Origin of the sequence: Faecalibacillus faecis, from assembly GCF_003024675.1 — a bacterium.
In the GTDB taxonomy this organism is placed as follows: domain Bacteria; phylum Bacillota_I; class Bacilli_A; order Erysipelotrichales; family Coprobacillaceae; genus Faecalibacillus; species Faecalibacillus faecis.
Map to the genome: position 1 here is coordinate 1 of NZ_PYLP01000010.1, position 21392 is coordinate 21392.

Annotated in this window: 1 protein-coding gene and 1 pseudogene; one reads left to right on the forward strand and one right to left on the reverse strand. The window is 30.4% G+C overall.

The features are described from left to right. Positions 1-479 (reverse strand): annotated as a pseudogene (locus C7U55_RS08470) (IS1634 family transposase); the annotation flags it as partial. 475 nt (positions 480-954) lie between these two features. Between C7U55_RS08470 and C7U55_RS08475 the strand changes: the two are divergent. Next, entirely contained in the window at positions 955-21375 is a 20421-nt protein-coding gene (locus C7U55_RS08475; protein ID WP_106988194.1) for an SdrD B-like domain-containing protein, read from the forward strand. Positions 21376-21392: the final 17 nt, after the last annotated feature.

Consider the following 21392-nt stretch of genomic DNA (forward strand, 5'->3'; position numbering starts at 1 on the left):
TCAAGACCATCAAGAAGCTGATCATAAGAAAAGTGAACGCCGTCTCTTAGTTGAGGAAGGACCTCATGAAAAGTTCTATGCTTACTGCATGGATTAACAAGACGAGCATAGATAAGAGATGAAAGAAGTTCGTAAAGGTCAAACTCAAAAGAATTATGCAGATTGAAATAGTCGACATACTTTTTGATATCCATTTTATTCATCATGGATATGAATGGAAAATATCCAAGATAGAGTTCAGGAGAATGATCGGAAATCTTAAGAGAATTCTTGTTTTTATTATTTTTGTTGAGTTCATCYACTTCTTTTTGAAAATAGGCAATAGGATCATCGATACCTTTGGCTTTCCAAGTTTCAACAGAAGMAAGTGAYTTATRGGTGCGATGRGCACCACCATGCTTTTGAGGGGAGTAATAACTTTCAACGATGGAAAGATAGGTACGACCTTTAAGAGTAGATTTTTTAAGGAAAAAAGCCATAGAAACACCTCCAATAATATATCACTACTATCACTATATAAATTATAACATAAAAAATAATATAAAAAAATTAAAAGTATAAAAAAAGCCGATAAAATCGACATATTGAAAGAAATGGTTTAAATGTAGTTCTAAAAAATATAGTGATAACTTCTAAAGACGGGATTCTCTTATCCAAAAAGAGAAAAATCCAACTCTCTCACATATCCTCAAACAGATGTCCTAATAGGACATTTTTGTTTATAAAAAACTAAATAATGATAGAAGATATGACAATAATGCTTATAAGCGGTATGTTTATGTGAAAAAACATAAGATTTTGTTTAAAATAATGAAAAAATATGTCAAATTTTGTGTTAGAAGTGATATAATATTAATGAGATAGTGTAATATGATAAATAGTATCAATAAATAAAAAGAAATAAACGCAAGATGCGTAGTGATAGAAAGACATAAAATCAGGAGGAAACTGGATATGAATACTGTAAAGAATAAAATGAGAAGAATAATGAAGAAAATGATAAGCATGGTAATAACACTTGCAATGTTAGTACAGTATCTACCAGTAAACTGGTTACAAGATGTATTCGCAGCAGGGACAAAACCAGTTTCTGTTTCTTTTTTGAATTCCGGAGCAAACTTAAAACCAGCCGGTGATGGAAATTATTTAATGTCAACAGGAAATCCTATGACTATGAATGTTAATTTAAATCCAAACTGGAATACTAATGAAGGATATGCACTAAATCCAAAAATAAAAATAACATTACCTTGGTTTTATTATGATGAAAAAGGAATACTTGTAAGTACTCCTAAACCAGAGGAAGTATATGCAAAAAATCCAAATGTAAAATTTATAGGTGGTATAGAAGCTAAAGCAGAACAATCTGGAAGCTGGTATACAGAAACACCAGCAGCAGATAACGGTTATGTGTGGGGTTCTGATCATCCTGCTGGAACTCAAGATGGAGCTTTTCGACGCTCATCATTAGAAGTTTCTGCTGCATCAAGTGTTCACTTTAATACTAAAACGACTTTTAATATTACTTTTCAATTTTTTACATTGGATGAAAATAATTCGATTCCCGAAAATGCTTCTGTGCCTGTTTCTATTGGCGCAAGTTATGAAAACTTTGTTGATAGTTCAGGTAATACATCTGCTGGTTATAGTATTATACCAGGCAATAAACCAAAAAATGGAGAAGACGAAACAGATGTAAGAACAATTAATATTATTAATTCCAATTTGGAATGGGAAACTTCAGTAAAACCAGTTTCTATGCCAGTTCTTTGGGATAAATATAATTATGGTGTTTATGAAGTCGATATTAACAATACTTCAAAAGATAGTAAAAGTTCAATTGATCACTATGGATTTGTACTTAATGTACCAAGTTACACTTTTAATGAACAAAAAGGTGTTTTAGATCAAGATATGATGGCTTGGAAGTATAATAGCTCTGGTCAACTCGAAGCAAATAGCGATATTAGTGATAACGCAAAGAGCGGAGAATTTGGTGGAAAATATAATGAAGGTGGCGCACTTATCTGGGATGTTACCAATAAGAATATGGATAATTTTGATTTAGATACTTTTGCAAGTGCAAATGAATCAGAGTTTAAATATTCATATGTTCAATCAGGGGAAATAGGTGTTCGAGTTGGAACGAGCAATGATTCTAATGGAAGTTTAACAAGTGGAGAATCTCGCAAATATTATATTGCGGTTCCGTACGCTAATAATTTTGGTAATGCTCTAACTCAAAAAGTAATTCTTACGCAAACTATTTATTTTGGTGGTAGAGATTTGGCGTGGTCAAAGAAAGAGGATGCTACATTTGAATTAAAAAAACAAAATACAAGTTTTACACATAAGAAATATTTGATAGATAATAAAGATAATCAAGTTCAAGAGAAAAATGTGGCAATTGGAAAAGAATTTTCATATTACTTAGGCGGTTTTAGAAATACTAGTAATACACCTGTATTTGATGCTTATACAATAGATAGTTTGCCTGATGAATTTAATGTAACTTCTTTGGCTATAGAATTAAATGATGGAGAAATGTTAGAAAATTGGTTTAAAGCAGATGAAACTACAAAAAATGTTGATCTTTCATCAATTATTGTGCTCAAATTTACTAATAAAAAAGATAATTCTGAAAAATGGATTACTTTAAATGAACTAGGTATTTCTGTAATAAAAGAGGGAAATAAGTACAAATTAGAAAATATTGATAAAAAATTAGAAGATTATTTAGAAAAACATAACGACTTAGAATTTGCGAGAAATATTAAATTTGAATTCAAACATAGGATAGAAATTAATGAATCTTTCAATGGGCGTATTGTAGTAACTGGTACAGGTAAATACTTATTAGATTACACAAATAAGTTAAATACAACCTTCGTTCAATGGAGTTGGAGTCCCTATACCACAGCTGATAGTGAAGGACCACATTACGTAAAAACAAACAAAAATGTTGATACAGAAGCAACTGCCGTTGCCAAAAGTGAACGTGCTGATCCTCAAATAACAGGGTATGGTGTTCTACATAAAGATAATAATACTGATGATATCAATTCATCTAAAAATGATGCTGGAGAATATTATCAACCAGTTTCGCTTGCTGATACAAACACAGCGATTAGATATAGTTTAGGAAATAACAATGAGTCATATATGATTCCTGCTGAATTTACTGTTTCTGAATTATTGAAGGCAAAAGATGACACAAATAAAGTATTTGTTGGTTTAAAAGCATCAAGTGTTTATTTAAGCCCTGATTTAGTATCAAATAGTAAAATAAAATCAATAACTTTTACAGATGTAGATGGAACTGAAATTATAGTTGGTTATGATGAGATTGCTAGTTATATAAAACCTGACAAGTCGATAAAAGTTCCTGAATCATTATGGGAAAATTATGACAGTAAGAAACCAATAACACGTTTATCTGGGATTAAAATTAATTTTGAAGAGTTCTCTGGCAAAGTGGATAATAAAAATGACAGAGCATATGTGGAAATTAATGGTACTCCTAATTCTACTGGAGAATATAGATTTGACGGAAGATTTACTACAAAATATGGTGATTATCCTGGACTTACTGGTAAAGTATCAGAAAATGAAGTTACAAGTGCAGCGATTTTAGTGGTACAACGTATAAACCCAACAATTGAAGCAAGTGCACATTATGGTAATAATCAAAAAAATGATGTAAACGATCCACAAGATGCACCAAATAAAAGTAGTAAAGTAGATATTCAAAATCCAACATACTATCAATTTAAAATAGGAAATGCTTCGGATTCAATTGCAAAAAATGTTAACTTAACATTCGATTTGATGAGTGTTACTGATGTTAGCAAAGATAAATCAAAACCAAAAATTAAAGGATTTGATACAGAAAAGCTTGTTATTGAAAAAAATTATACTGAATCAATGACAATTAAGAAAATTGAGTTCTTTGAGTACGGTCAAACAACAGATGATACTGCAAAATGGAGTGTTTCAGCAAACAAATTAAGTCAATATATAGATGATGATGGAAATATTGTTATAACTAAGGATGCATATGAAAATTTAAAACTAAAACGTATAAGATATATTCGTATTGTTGCTGATGAATTTAAAAATAACATTAAAGATGACAAGCTTGCAGTGGTAAAAATATATGGTAATACAGATGCTTATAATAACTATTATAAAGATAAGAGATTAGAAGCAAGTTTATTCTTTGAACCAATAGGTGAATTCTATAATAAAGAAGATACTCTTAAAGAAAGTGCTGCATTCAGTGTAGAATCACGCTATTTAGATATTCATAATGATGTTTACCAAGAAAATGTAACAAGTGAAAAAATAGATGATAAAACAAATACAGATAAAGGTAAACAAACATTAGGTATTCCATACAGTAGAGATTTTACATATCGTGTTACTTCATGGAATGATGGAAAATCAGTTTTAGATGATGTAAAAACAGAAATTACACTTCCACCATATGACAGTGATAATGGCGGATATCATACAAAATCGGTTGTAATTTATGAAAATTTATTACAACAATATAAGAACTTTAATGGTGATAATACATTTGATAAAGTTGTGTTTACGCAAAAATCTCCATTAGTAACAGCAATATTTGTAAAACCAGAAATTACCATGACATATGATGATGATAAACATCAATTAATTTGCGGGGATCAAAAATATACTGCTAAAAATGGTAAGTTCACTTTATCTGTTGATGATGTTACAGAAAATGGAAATCAATTAGAATCAATTACACTTTATGGTAGAAATTTTATTCTTAGTAAAGATAAAGAAAATGTAAAACCATACGTTGAAATCAATGGATGGAGCGATATTGATATCGGTAAAGACAACATCATTACAACAACAGCAACAAATTATTTAGATGGTATGGAAGAAGATGCTAATGCAGATTATCGCATTACATCAAATGATACTGCAAATGCATATCATTCAAAATTATATTATGATACAACAATCGTTGCAGGGTATAATGACAATGATTCGACAGAACGTTTTACTAGAGTATCAACTCCTAGAGAACATGTTAGAAATTATGGACCTGAAACTCGAGATAATTCTGAACTAGAAATAGGATATAAAGGATTAGGATCTTATTCAGTAGACTTTAGGCAATATCTTCAAGTTGGAAGTGAAAAGATTGATTCGGGAATGTATAGTCAAGATCACGGTGGAATGAGTTATATTAAACCAACATCATTTAATACGGCTGCAAATATTAAAATGGATGTAGATTTACCTAGTGATAAATTTGATGCTTACTATTTAAGAATTAATAATCGAGTAAAAAATTACATTAAACAAATTGTTGTTACTAGACAAAATGGTGACCAATATATAATAAACAGTAAAGATTTAGAAAAACGTTTTAATGCTTCAAGTACTGATTATGGTCGAATTAATTTATTACAAAGTGGCGAAAACTTTACCAAAGATGATAACATGCTTAGTGATGAAAAAACAGATTATTATAAATCTCCAAAATCATCCTATACAGCAAATAATCCAATTGTTAAAGCAACAATTGAACTAAAAATTAACCAAAGTGCTACTAAAGAGGAAAATGGTGAAACAGTAGCAAATATCCCAGATTATGGAACATGGTGGGATGATTCAGTTGATGATACAAAATATATGTTTGAATTTGCTGGTCGTTTCTATGATACTGGTAATGCAAAAGCCTCTGTTTCTTCGACAGTAACAATTGGTGGAGAAGAAAACGGTGGAAATACTTCAAGTAAGATAAGAACTTCTGAAGGAAGCTCTAGTGCAAATCGCGGGACTAATGACTGGTCTTATAAAAATAGATATGAATATTGGACATATAGCGGTGGTTGGGGCACAGATTATTATAAAGCTGACCATTTATACAGTGAAAACTATGTCATCGTTGTTAGAGATTATGATCGTATTAGTAAAGGTGCAACAACTAATGCTACAAATGATTACAATATAAAAGCAGAAATTGGCAGTGATAACCAATATTATATTAACTTCTTTAGAAAAACGAGATGTGATGTATATGACGGTAGATACAGAAATGAAGATATGTACGAATCAGGTAGCGGACCATGGTATTATCAAGATCCTGATGACTGGGATAATAAAGTAAGTTATTCAGATCATGTTGATATTGTAGATACTTTAGGATTAATTCAAAACGATCCAACTTATGAGTATGAAGGTACATTAACAACAGGATTGAAGTTCCATAAAGAAATTGTCAATTACTTTAAAGATAATGATGCTATAGAGCTTACACTTGGAAAAGGAAAAACAAGTACTGAACAACATCAAGCAAGTAATCAAACTATAATCACTTTAAAAAAATCTGATTTAAAACAAGATGGTGATTATTATACTATTGATTTTGATAATTCTAACGATAAGGCATCAGATGATGGCACTAAGCTAGAGTTAAAAAATGGTATTTTACATTTAGAAAAATATCAATATGTACTAAAATTTAAAGCAAAATTATATGATATTCAAGGTAACGGAGAATATAACTCAGAAGTTAAAGATGAATATTATCATTATAAAGATGCAAATGGTCAAGTTCAAAAAGGTGTAGACCAATTTAACTTAACTGATAAGGACATTGTTGTAAAAGTTGTTCCATATATGGTTTATGAAAATAATCAAACAAAAATTGATCAAGCTACCAATACAGCAACTACACAAACATATTTAGATCCAAGACCAGATAATGCAAATGAAAATATAATGGATGGTAGTAGTAGAAAACCTCGCAAAGATTCAGCGTATATTATGGGTTATCGTATTAGATTCTATGCTGGATATGCAATTGATTCTTTAGGAGCTTCGCCAATTGACACAAAAGCTGCAGTTAGTGAAGACCCAGATACTAATAAGCGAAATATTACAGAATATATTACTGATACAAATGGTAATACCTATGATATGATTAACAATAAAAAGCATAAAGTAACACAAAATAAAACACCAACAAATGCACAATTTGGTGTTAAGATTTTTAACCAATATGTTGCTGATACGAGCAATCTTGAAAATAGACCAGCGAGAATTAAGAAATTAACAACAACAGATACGATGAATACATATTATCGTATGCGAAATCTCTATATTCCTACACAATGGATTTATAAGGAAAATGGTACTTCAGGAACTAAGGGCACAGATAACGGTCAATGGTTCAAATTATCAAAATTAACATTTAATATTAATGGTAATAAAGTAACCTTTACTCCAGAAAATGTAGATGGAGAAATGGTATTAAAACTTGCGCCAGGTTCTGCTTTACAAGTTCAAGAAATTAAGTTAAACACAAAGAAAACGGTTAATGGGCAAGAATGTTATGTTATAAATATTGAAGATTTTGTTAGACAAAATAAAAAGGCTGGAACGAGTTATTTAATTCATGAAACAAATGGTTTAGCACAAGTCAAAATTAATAACTTTAATTTAACTTTTGCAGCAACTAATCCAAACTTTAAAGATGGTAAAAGTGTTATGGATAATGGGCAATATTTAACATCGACAAAAGCGAATAATGATGAGTATTCTTATTTCTATGATGGTACATATGTTGATCGTACTTTGAAAGATTTTGAAGATGATGAATGGACGAATGATTCAGTACCAACTTTTGGTAAAAAAGGTAATGATTATTCACCATCAAGTAATTATACGGATACGTCTAATAGAGATGTATCTAATAGAATAGATTTCAATTCTATTAGTTCGGTTGATAATAACGCAGATACTTTCCACGTAACAAATAACTCAAAAGCGACAGATTATTATCGTCTAAGAAATGCAGTTGCTATATTAACACCAAATCTTACAAAAGAACGTACATTAGCAGATGGAAATAAAGTATTTGCTTATGATAAAGATAGTAATGAGGAAACAAATAAGAACTTTAATCCAAAACAACTTGAAGTTGATCAAAATCATTTAATGCCTTATGACTATGTTGAATATACATTAACTTCAGGTAACCATAGTGCAGCTGAGTTACCACTAGAACGTAATCATATGACGTTTACAGTAGGCGAAGGTCAACAAATTGTTGGATGGGAATTAATTAGTGCTGAGGGTATTAAAAATGGCAATACACAAGATACCATTACAGATAAAGATATTTCAGCAAAATTAACAGGCGATGATAGTAGTGAAACTTTAGACAATGTAAAAGCGAAAAAGGATTATTCAATTAAGAAAAATTCTGATGGAACTAAAGAGGATAGTCGTTATCGTACCATTAAATTTGTTGTAGGTGATGAAGGCACACAAATGAAACCTGGACAAAGCATTAAGATTCGTATTATTACTCAATTAGTAGATGATTTTACTAATTCAAAAGATGATGATACTTTTGAAGGAAAAACTGTTAATGCACATGCTTATATTTATGCAGAAAATAAGCATAGTTATGGTCAATATGCAATAGATGGCTATGATCAAACAAAGTATGTTACTGGTACAACAGGTTCAACATATCCACATTATTATTGCAGCAACAGCGCTGATGATCAAAAAATAGAAGGCCCTATTTATTATTATAGATATCATGACAGCGACAATTATACTTCTCGTGTGGATAGTAATGTTAAATTCTATAATAATACTGCATTAGGAATTACTTATAATTTTGATCATAATGATAGAGAATTTGATAGCCAAGGTGCTACGTTAAATATAAGCAATATCAAAAATGATACAATGCATTTTATTGATAAACAAACTGTTACAGTTAATTTCTTGGAATATAAGAACAATACAACATATCAAGGTTTTATTCTTGATAAAATACCTACAGTTTCTAAAACTTTTGCAGGAAAAGGTGATATTTATTATCCTGATCAATTCATTACTCAAGTGGGTGGCGAAGATAAGGTAGATAATATTCTTGTTGAATATACAAAAGACGATCCAAATACTTCAGATGCAAAGTGGACTACAGCTTCTTATAAAGAAAGCATTTCTGATATTCATGAAATAAAAGGTATTCGTTGGACGTATTTCAATGTTCCATCTGGATACCATAGCGATACAAACGTTTATAGCGAAGAAATCAAGTTTGCTGATGTTACTTTAAAAGGACAAGCGCATTATGAAGATATAAGAACAAATACAGATAAACAAAATAAAAAACAAAGAAACGATATTTATAATTCTCATGATACTGCAACGATTTCTCATTACAAAGATCATAGTGAAACTAAAGATGTTATGATAGGTGATAGTGAAGAAAAGGATTATGTGGTAAATCGTGATGTTACTTTAAATGAAGTAAAAGAAGCAACAAAAGGGGTTTATCGTGAATCGCCACAAGTAATTTTACATCCACAAGTATTTGATGAATCAAATAGTGGCATTGCTACAGAAGCATATGACCCAACAAATACACATGATGATCAACAAAAAATCGGATATCGTCCTAATGAAACATATTGGCAAAAGATTTCTCTTGTTAACCAAGAAATGTTAGATTCAAGTGGCACTCAGAATAATAGACAAGGAAGACTTATTGATCCAACTATTTATGATAAAATTCCAGAAGATTATGTAACTGTTGAAGAAGACAGTCTTAATTTCAAATGGACTGATAAAAATGGTAATGATATACAAGGAAATTACCATATTGTTCCTGCTGTTGTAGAAAAAAATGCTAATCAATATGATTATGGCGGAAAGATGATTTATAGAAAATCAACTTCTGTTAAGAAAAGTTGGAAACGTATATATGGAACAGATGGAATGAAAGCATTTGATGATCTTGATACAAGTGAAGATTATACTTTAAAGACAAATTATACAGTAAAAACATATCGAATTCTTGATGAAAATAACAAGCCAATAACGATGGAATTAGGTGATAGGCTAACTATCTATTATAAATTAAAGGCTAAAGAAGACAATTTACCAATGGTATATGTTGATGAAGATAGAGATGTAACAACAAAAAATGATCAACATCCAGCTTATTTCCCTAGAGTCGGTGAATATTATCAATATAGTGAAGATGGATATTGGGGATATTATGGATATGCTTATCCATTTAGTTATCAATCTGGTAGTATTGCAGATGATACACATTATCGCGCAATTCAAAATAGCAATATTCAAATGGACATGGATTATTTACTCCATGATGTTGGGGTAAGTGGAAAACCTAATAATGATCCTAATGATGAATCAATAAAACGTGATAACATTGATAATTGGGAATTCTTAAAAGACAGTATAGTTTACATTCCTGGTGATGGTTCACATATTGGTGAATATGAAAATCAACGGTATGGTGGAGGTAATAATACTTTAGCTGACTATGATATTTCCTCAGCATATTATTCTCAAAAGACATCATATGTGCCAGTTCAAGGGGACCCAGATGATACGTTACCAAATTATGGTGATGATAAAACAAAAGCAACAAGTTTAAAGGGATCTGACAAAATTGAACGTGATTGGTATGAAAAAGTTGTTAAGAAAAGAACAATTGCTAATAAGAAATACAATAGTTCAGAAAATGAAAACTGGGGTAGCAGCGCACCGATTGTTTGGGGTGAAAACCGTTTGCATCTTCAAAAAGCGTGGCTTGTATCTGCAAGTGAATTTATGGATGCAACATTACAAGCTGACGGTACATTAAAAGATAACGATCCAAATAAGGAACATCGTACATATGAAGCGACAACTGGTGATGGTTTAGGTACGGATAGAGCATCTAATCCTAATTATTATGTATATGATAATTATTATACTTATAGTCATACAAGAAATGAAGTACACTCATTAGTAGATGATAATTATGAAGTCGGTTTAGAGTATAATGAAGAATTTACTACTAAGTTACAAGCACTTAACTATGGTGACTGGGATTTAAGTAGAGGTGTTGAATTTACTTATACAATGCCTAGAGGTATTGAACCATTAATATTTGCAAAAGATGGAACAACAATTGATAAAAATAAATTAAAAGCAGAAATTTTGAAGTCTGTTAATGGTGTTAATGTACAAAATAACAATAATATCAGAACAGAAGAGGTAAATGAAAGCTATGATACTATATCAGTAGATGATATAGATATAGAAGTTCTACAAAAACCAGATAGTGGCTCTTATAGTTATCAGGCTCCAAGTACGTGTCAAGATCCACAGTTTAAAGATTCTAAAAAATCAGATTATGAAACAGGTAATGATACTTCCCCTTGGGTATTAAAGATTACTGTTAAGAAAAATTTACAAAAATGGTTTAACAGACATAGTGAAAGCGGGTATAAATTAAACGTTTATATTCCATCAAAAGTAGTATGTACTAACGAAGATGAAGAATGGTTTGATAGATTACAAACAAAACCATGTGCAGATAATGAAGATTACTACTATTATCAAATTCTTGATTATGATCATTTTGAAGGTACTACAAAAGAAAATATGAAAAATAACCAAAGATTTGGTATGGATTATATGTGGTATAGAGGTGATGGATATGGTTGGAATGGTAATTTCTTCACAAATCCAAATTATTATTACTATAATGGTTCACCAAATACACCATATGTAGATGGTTATAACATTCAAAACCAAGAAGTAACAATATCTGAAAAAAATGGTATTAAAACTGCCAAAGCAACAAATAATGATGCAGATTACGGGGATGCTAATTGTATAGAGCGTTATAGTCAAACCGGTACAAGAGCAGTTATGAGGAAACCATTATTAAGGCAATGGACAACAACTGGCAAAGACGATACAACAGGTCAAAGCTTATCTGATTATTATTTAGACACAGAAGGTACAACGTCTAAATTAAATATTCATGTTGAAAATAAATACTATTGGGATAGCTTAGGTACAAATTATGAAAGATATTACAATGATGGTGTAAACTATGCAGAATGTACAAAAGAAAAACACAGTTATGCTACTGATGGTGGCGGACGCGGAACATATAGTTTACCGGTTATCACAAATATTCTTCCATACGGAATAGCGCCTGTTGGAACTGATTCAGCGAATAAATCAGATATTTATTCAACAAATAATTCTCAAAATGATTCAAGAACTTTAAATTGGAAATTATTAGATCTTGATGGAAATGAACTTACAAATGAACAAAATTCATATGATGTAAAAGTAACATATGAAAAAATAGTTCGTAAAACTTCAGCTGGAGAAGTTGTAAGAGATGAAAATGGAAAGGCAGTTACTGAGGGAAGATACGTTGTTCGTTTCTATCCAAAGAAAGGTGCAGATACTAAGATAGTATCTGGTGAAGGAAGAACATTCTCATTTGATACATTTGTTTATTCATCACCAAAAGTTAATACAAAATTTGGTGATAATAAAGATTTACAAGATACGTATGAAACAAATTATACATACTTATCAAGTACGATACATGGTTTTAAAGCTTTAACCGATGAAAGTATTGAAGAAAATCCTTATACAGTTGGTTCAAATGCGCATAATCTTTATTTTGATACAAACAAGAATTCAAATGGTGAATATGTTTCATTAGATGATCGCCATGATGCTATTCAAATAACAGATGTTATAAATAAGCAAAAGAGAGTATATGGTAAGATACCAAATAGAACTATCAAAGACAAAGTAACCGATGAAACTCATTATGTTATTGGACAAGGTATGAAAGAAGTCTTTGAAAATGAAGATACTTACAATTTGGAAGATTATACAAAACAAAAGATAGATGGTATTGATCAAGTAATTCGTGATAATTTGATGCTTAGTGAAAAACAAAGAGACTTCAATATGAATAATTCCAATGTTCACGAGGATTATACAAAAGATGATTATACTCACGTAAATAGCAATATACCTGATAGAGCTTATGTTAATACGATTAAGATAAGAACTCGTCAACCTAACTTAACGGTAGAAAATTTTGTATCTTCAACAAGTGATGATGAAGGAAAGAATACACCATGTAAAGATAGTGATGGAAATGACGTTCAAGCTGGTTCAGTTGAGTATACAGATAAGAAATTTGATTATGGTGATGATGTGTGGTATTCCGCAAAACTTGCTAATAAAGCCGATTCGACAGATTATGCTCATCAAGGAAGTGTTGCTCATTCACGTTTCGTATTTAGTTTCCATTTACCAAAAGCTGTTTCAGTAACAGACTTGCCTGATTTTAATACAGCAAGTGATCATTGGGATCAATTTAGAGGTGATGATTTTGTTATTGAAATTGAACATGCAGATGGAAGTAAAACATCTGTTACACCTAGTCAATTAAAAGATAGTGGATTTGGAATTCGTATTATTAATAAACAATATAGACCTACAAGTCCAACTAAAAATCATACGGGTCAAATTGTAACGTATGAAGTGACAACACCAAAAACGGATGAATTTAGTGATTACTCTTCATTTGTTAATGGTGAAAAACCGGCAGGTTACCTTGCATCAGGGGATACATTGATATTAAAAATTCGTACACGTATTGATAACAAGGAAGAAACTGGCATAGATCCAAGTGATAAAAATAGTGTAGATGTATGGACTGGTTACTATAGTGAAGTATACAGCACTTTACATACTTCAAATGGTGAATACATCGTAACAAATGATGGAAATATCTATGATAAAAAAGATGGAAACATCTATGATTCACAAGGTAAAAAAGTAAATATTTCTAACAGTGATATTAATTATGATGGTTACAGCTTTAATGAAGCTTCAATAATATCACATGAAAAATCATTTACTAAACAATTAAATATGACTTGGTTAGATAAGGAAGTATCAGATTCAAATGATAAGACTGAAGAAGATGGATCGATAACTAAAGGAAATGATTATGATCAAGACGGTGATCTTAATGAAGATTTTGCTTATAGTTCAAGTGCTTCAATTAGTATTCTAAAACCAAAGGCAACAACAAGAATTGACACGAGTCAATTGCGCAAGCAAGTTAATGATTTGGATGCTGAAGTTGCAGTTATTGATGATGCTCATGTAAAATCATCTGATTTAATGTATATGCGTTTGACAGAAGCTGTTAATAATAGTGCAAAACTAAATCAATTTGTTACAAGTATGTCAATTCCTTATCGTGGAACAGATACAGCTACTTCAAAACCAGCGACAATGAATGATACTGAAATGGAAACCGAAATCCAAGAAATAAGGACAGGATCTTGGGAAATTCCAAAAGATATAGAAAATTATGATTTATATAAATCATACTTAAAAGTTTATATGTACGCTTATTTGGTAGATGATCCATGGAAAGAAAGCGGTGTTATAAATCCAAATGAAAATCTACAAAATTGGGTTCTTATTGGAAATAAAGATGGATATGCTTTAGAAGAAAATGCAAAAATTTCACAAACAGATGTACCTGCTGGTAAATATATTTACCAATTAAATTGGGTTGTAAAAATGGAAGGATTTACCGATGATACTGGAAAAAGATATAGTGAATCAAATGCTGCTATTAATTATCCAGTTCCAGTAGGTTTAAGATTAAATACAACAGGCAAAGACAACAAAGGTGTTGATCAGTTGGATCCAGATAGAGAAAACATTTCAAAAGATATTATGCATGATGATGGTGTTGTCAATAATTGTGCGTATGTCTCTGTAATTACTGGACCAAAGAATTCATCAGATGGTATTGCTAAACATGTGAATTATTTTGCTACAACTTATGGAAAATATGATGATTATAAATATAGTTCTATTTCAACAAGATGCCGTGCTGGATTCTATATTGATCCTGAATTGCCAACATTAGAAATTGAATTAGATCAAGCATATTATAGAGCTACTTTGAAAAAAGATGCATCCGGAAAACACAAAAGTTATTATAGTTGGGACTATAACAATACTTTAATTGATGATACAACAAGTAAGGTTTTGAAATATCGTGTTTCAATGAATAATAAAAAGAAGAATAAGGACCAAGGTATCACTGATGAAGATAATGCCACTAATCCAAATATTACAGTTGCATTACCTTACGATGAAAATTTAGATACAAATAAATTAAAATATGTTTCATTTGATAGAAATGCTAGTAGTTCAGTTCAACCTAGTGATTATTTAAATGATTATTATACTTCTATCGATGAAGGTCTCGATAGTAAGGCACCATTATGGACATGGTATATAGTTAATGAAGATGGATCAATAGCTGATCCAAGTCCTGTTAAACCTATACAAGCTACGGATGAAACACCATTAGTGAAAATGAAATCAATAGCCGCAAGTAGAAAAGAAAAGAATAAAATACTAAACTTCTATTTCACAGGGCAACTTAAACCAGGACAAAGTTTGAAAGTAGAAATTATGGTACCAGTTGAACGAATGAATTCAAATGCGATTTCTGCAGAGTTATTAAGATGTAAAGGATATATCTTTAAAAAAGGTGCTTTTAGAACATATATGCCTGATCAAGGTAATAGTAATGCCTCTGCATATGAATATGACTCTCAAGATGTTAATGAAAATAAGAGATATAATGATGCTGCTCTTACAAAAATGACAGCAGCTATAGGATTCTCTCAAACTGAAGCTTTAGGACAAAGTAAACTTGTTGATACGGAACTTGAACCTAATGTTACTTCTCGACCAGCAGCTGTAAATGAAGGGGGAGATTATACATTTAAAGTATCATCAACAAGTTTGTCTGATACAAGTGCATATAAGTACACAAATAATGTGATTTATGACGTATTGCCATATGATAATGACTATTATGCATATCAAATTAATGACGACAATAAAGTAAAAAGAAATTCTAAATGGAATGGATGGTTGAATTTAGATTCAATAAAACTTAAAGATGTAACAAATGGAAATGAAACAACTGTTGAAAATGATCAATATGATATTTGGGTTGGACCAATTGTTAATGAAAATGACAAGTGTGTTTTAAAAACAAATGATGATGGTTCACCATGTCTTCCTAATCCAAATGATTTAAAGAATGAACAATATGCGCAAATAATTGCTAGTAATGATGATACAGAAAAACAAAAATATTTTGTTAAATTATCTGATTTAAAAGCATATCTTCAATCTGTCGATGAAGATGAACAAGAAAAATTGACAAAAGGTATACGTGCTATTTGGCTTCAAATGAAAGATGAATATACAATTCAACCAGCAGGACGTTTGGAAATGTCTTATACAATGCATGCACCACAAAATGTAAAAAAATATGTTGGTAATGTGAAAGTTGATAGTTCATCCAATACTTCAACGAATGCACAAATTAGTGCAGCTGTAAAAGATATTGTTGGATGGAATTCATTCCTTTCAAGAGCATATTCTCTTGCTAATAGTAAATATGAAAATGATGAATCAGCTATTGCAGGTGTTTATATTGATGCCCCAAGTGAAAGAGGTTATATTGGAAGTTATGTTTGGCAAGATGTCAATTATGATGGAAAAGTTAATGAAGGTACTTATGAAGATACTCATGGTATTGGAAGAAAACTTCTAAAAGATGGTACAGCTAAATATGATTTAGATGGTGATGGTAAAAAAGATGATCCAGGTATTGATGGTGTTAAAGTTGAATTATTAACTGAACATGGGCGACCAGCGAATAAAGAAGGAGACGCTATTAGAATTGATGACAAGGGAAGATATGTCCTTGTTGATGATGAAACAGGTAAAGATTTATTAGCTGATGAAGGTTCTTCTACGGAACGTCCTCGTTATTCAACATCTGGTCCAGCTACTTATACAACTGAAAAAGATTACTATGGTAATAAAGGTTACTTCGTATTCTCTAACTTAAAACCAGGTAAATATAATTTACGTTATACGTTACCTGATGAATATAAAGATTATTCAATTACGACAAAAGAATTGAATACAGATAATGCTTTAACTCCAGTTGTTATCTATCGTGATGGTAAAGTTGTTTATGATAAACAAAATCAAGCATCAGCACAACAAAAAGCTTATGCAGTTAAAGAAGGAACACTTGTTGCTCAAACTGGTCAAAGTATTCAAGTAGATGCTGTTGTTGAAGATGAAGGTCATCAAGCTTATGACGAAAAAGCAATGGGTTATAACTTAGGTGTTGGACGTACTAATCTTTATAAAGGTACAACTTGGTTAGATGAAACGGAAGAAAATGGTGAATATATTATTGAAGGTCAAATGGATTATCCAAAAGCAGAAAAACGTTTAGGAAAGATTAAGGTTGAGGCTTATGAAGTTGATCCTAAAACATCTAAACCAATAAGTGATGAACCTGCTACTGATGCTGATGGAAATAAAGCAAGCTCTGTAACAAATGTTAAAGATGGTGGTGACTTAAAAGCTGGTGAATATCAATTCAGATTAGTTCCTGGTAAGACGTATATTATCAAGGCAACAAACGAAAATGCGACACCATTAAAAGCAACAGCACCAATTTATTCACAAGATCCTACAAAGGATACGGGATATAACGATTTATTATTACGAGGTGGTAAACTTATCACAAATCAATTTGATGTTCCTTATATCGTTGGTGATAAGATTGCTGGTTGGGAAAATTATTCTGATGAGCATACTATTGATTTAGGATTTGTTAATGCGGCAAGAGGATTCATTGGAGAACTTGTATGGGATGATAAAGACTACGATGGTATTCAAAATCCTGACGAAGATCCATTAAAAGATGTAACAGTAACTCTTGAACAATATTATTACAAAGATAGTAAATGGCATAAGTTATCTGATACGAAAGATGTTCAAACAAATGCTGCAGGTGCTTATAAATTTACAGTAAGTACTTATTATGGAGATGGAAATAACAGTTATTTGGCTGGCTATAAAGTTCGTATTGATCGTGATAAGAATAAAGACTTATTCAAGAAATATGCACCAACATTTAAAGATAAAGAAACAAATGGTAAACAAAGTGATTTAGATGAAACATCTAAAAACAATAATTCTTATTATCTTACAGATGATGTCGTTGTTATTGCTAGTGAAGTAGGTGATACAACACAAGTTGGAAATTCGGTTGAATGTGGTGGAATAAATTACGATTTAGGTAATGCTGAAACTAAGAACTTCGATGCTGGATTTAAAGATTATGAATCTGGTAAGATTGACGGTATTGTTTGGTTAGATACTAATTATGATGGTATTCGTGATACTAATGAAAAGATTGCAGATAAAGATAATTTAACTGACAATGAAAAATTACTTGAAAAAATTAAAGCTCAAATCAAAGGTTACTATTATGATGAAGGTAAATGGCATGATGCAAGTGCTAGTGGTGCAAAAGTTCAATGGACTGTAGATGATGTTAAATTAAAATTAGCGGACGATGGATATTATCACTACACATTTAAAAATTTACCAACTGAATTACAAGACAATAATGGTAATACATACTTAATGGGTTATAAAGTGACATTAGATGAAAAATCAATTGATAAAACATTAAAACCAACATTAAGCTATCAAACAACTTCTGATCAAGATAGTGATTTGGTTAAACGAAGTGGTAACTATGCATTAATGAAAAAAGATGATTATGTTATTACAGCTAAAAAATTATCAGATACAGATGATAAACATAAAGGTACGCTTAAAACAGTAGGTGACAATACTTATGATTTATTACAACATCAAAATATAAATAATTATGATGCTGGATTAACAGGTATTGAAACTAGTGCTATTAGTGGTCAAGTATGGATTGATCAAAACTATGATGGTATTCAAAATACTTATGAAAAATCATTAAAAGGTATCAAGGTTAAATTAGTTCGTTATCTTGTAACAAAAGTTGACGGAAAACTTAATTATGTAAAAGATAATACTTATACTGAACCAATAGTTACGACAAGTGATAAAGGAAGATATAGATTTGATAACTTGGAAGATTCTCCAAATAATGATTCAGAATTATATGCTTATCAAGTTGTTATTGATCCTAATGATGCCGATAATAAAACTATCTTAGAAGATGAAAATACTCGTTTAGGTATTACAAAATATCATCAAGGTGATAATGATAAGAAAGATAGTGATTGGTCTAATGATGGAACATTAATAGATAATAGCGGTAAATACTTGATCTTATTAAATAAAGCTAATGATAATACTCCAGATGAAAACAATGTTTTAGGATATGATATTGTTAAAGGTAAAGCCTATGAAGATGTCAATGCAGGTGCAACACCATATCAAAACGCTAAGATTTTAGGTAATATCTTTGATGATAAAGATTATGATGGTTTAAATACTAAAGATGATGAAGGTAAAGAAAATGTTGAAGTTAATTTAAATCGTTATCTTGTTACAAAAGATAGTGATGGAAAATTTGTTTATAACGAAGATCAAAGCTTCAAAGAACAAACAACTCCAACAAATGCAAAAGGAGATTACTCATTTGATGATTTACCTACAAATGGATATGTTACAGATCCAAATGATCCAACTAAACGTACACAAGTAATCTATGCTTATGCAGTTTCAGTCAAAGGCCTTCCTAGTGATTATGTTGTAACAAAATATCATAAAGGTAAAGATGATGCTCGCGATAGCAATATTGACCCACAAGATTCACAATATACTTTAAAAGATAAATCCGGTAATCCATATATTATCTTGGCTAAGAAATCAGATGATGATAAATTAGCTCAATATCTTGATGGATATGATTTAATTGAAAATAAAAATAAAGATAATTATGATGGTGGTATTACGAAATATCACAGTGGAATAATTAGCGGTACAATCTTTGATGATAAAGATTACAATGGATTATTAGGAAAAGATGATAAAGGATATCAAGGTATCAATGTTATCTTGAGTCAATATCAAAAAGTTGGAGATGAATACTTCCTAACTGGTATGATTGATTCAGTTGAAACTGATGAAAATGGTAAGTATACATTTAGTAATATAGCTACTTATGGTACAAATGAAGAAGGCGAAAGAGTTCTTTATGCATATCGTGTAACTCTTGATGAAGATTCACTTCCTGAAGGTTATGGTGTCACAAGATATCGTGTTAATGATAAAGATGAAAGTAGTAAGCTTTCTTCTAAAGACTATGAATTGATTACTAATAAAGAAAATCAATTTAAAGATAGTACAGAACCATATATCATCATGGCTGAAAAGACAGATGATGATTCTATACCATACAACATTGAAGGTTATGATATTGTTGGTAATAACTCTATTAAACACTTAAATGGTGGTATTACAAGAATTCAAACAGGTTCTATTTCTGGTAAGATCTTTAATGATGATGATTATGATGGATTATCTACTAAAGATGATAAAGGATTTGAAGGTATTGAAATTAGCTTAAAACAATATTATCTAAAAGATAATGAATATGTTTTAACTGATAAAGAATTTACTTGTAAAACAACAAGTGATGGTTCATATAAATTCGATCAATTACCTACAAATGGAATTGAAAATGATGAACATGTTATTTACTACTATAAAGCCTTTGTTAAGATAGACACTTTACCTAGTGGTTATGCAATAACGAAATATCATGTTGGTAAAGATGATACAAAAGATAGTGATTTATTAAGTGAATCTGGTGAATTATTAGGGAAAGATCAATATATGGTTTTAGTTGATAAAGCTGATAAAGATAATGTACAAAGTATTGTAAATGGTTATGATATTATTACTGCTAAGGATATTAAATACTTAGATGGTGGTCTTACTTCTTATAATCAAGGTACAATTGAAGGTACATTATGGATCGATGCTAATAGAAACGGAATCATTGATAAAAATGAATCTTATCTAAGTCATCAAAAGATGATATTAAAAGGTTACTATTATAAATACAATCAATGGATAGAAGAAAGTTCATTAGATAGTGAAGTAGAAACAGATGAAAATGGTAAGTATAACTTCAGTCATTTAGCAACTACAATTACTAAAGATGAACAAACTTATTTAACAGGATATCAAGTATCACTTGATGCACTTCCTAAAGATAAGAAAATTACTGAATATCTAAAGAATAATGGTAAAGATGATAGTAAGCTTAAAGATGAAGATTTACGTTTGATTTATACTCAATATGAAAAAGATGGATATCTTATCGTAGCTGATCGTTTTGATGAAGACAATATCAATAATCAAAGCTCTAATTATGAAGGATACAACGCAATTAAAGCAATTGATATTAAAAATATGAACGCAGGATTCTATGATCCAGATAAACCAGTTATGACTGGTAATCCAATCATTCAATTATTACAAAGAATTAAAACAGGAGATAATGTTTCTATTATGGGATATGTTCTTCTTGGATTGATTTCTTGTGGAATTATTGTATTGATTGTATTTAAAAAACGTAAAGACAATGAATAAACCATGAAGTTATCTTC

Excerpts from the sequence above, each read along its gene's own strand:
- C7U55_RS08475 (WP_106988194.1), top strand. The coding sequence starts at position 955 with ATGAATACTGTAAAGAATAAAATGAGAAGAATAATGAAGAAAATGATA.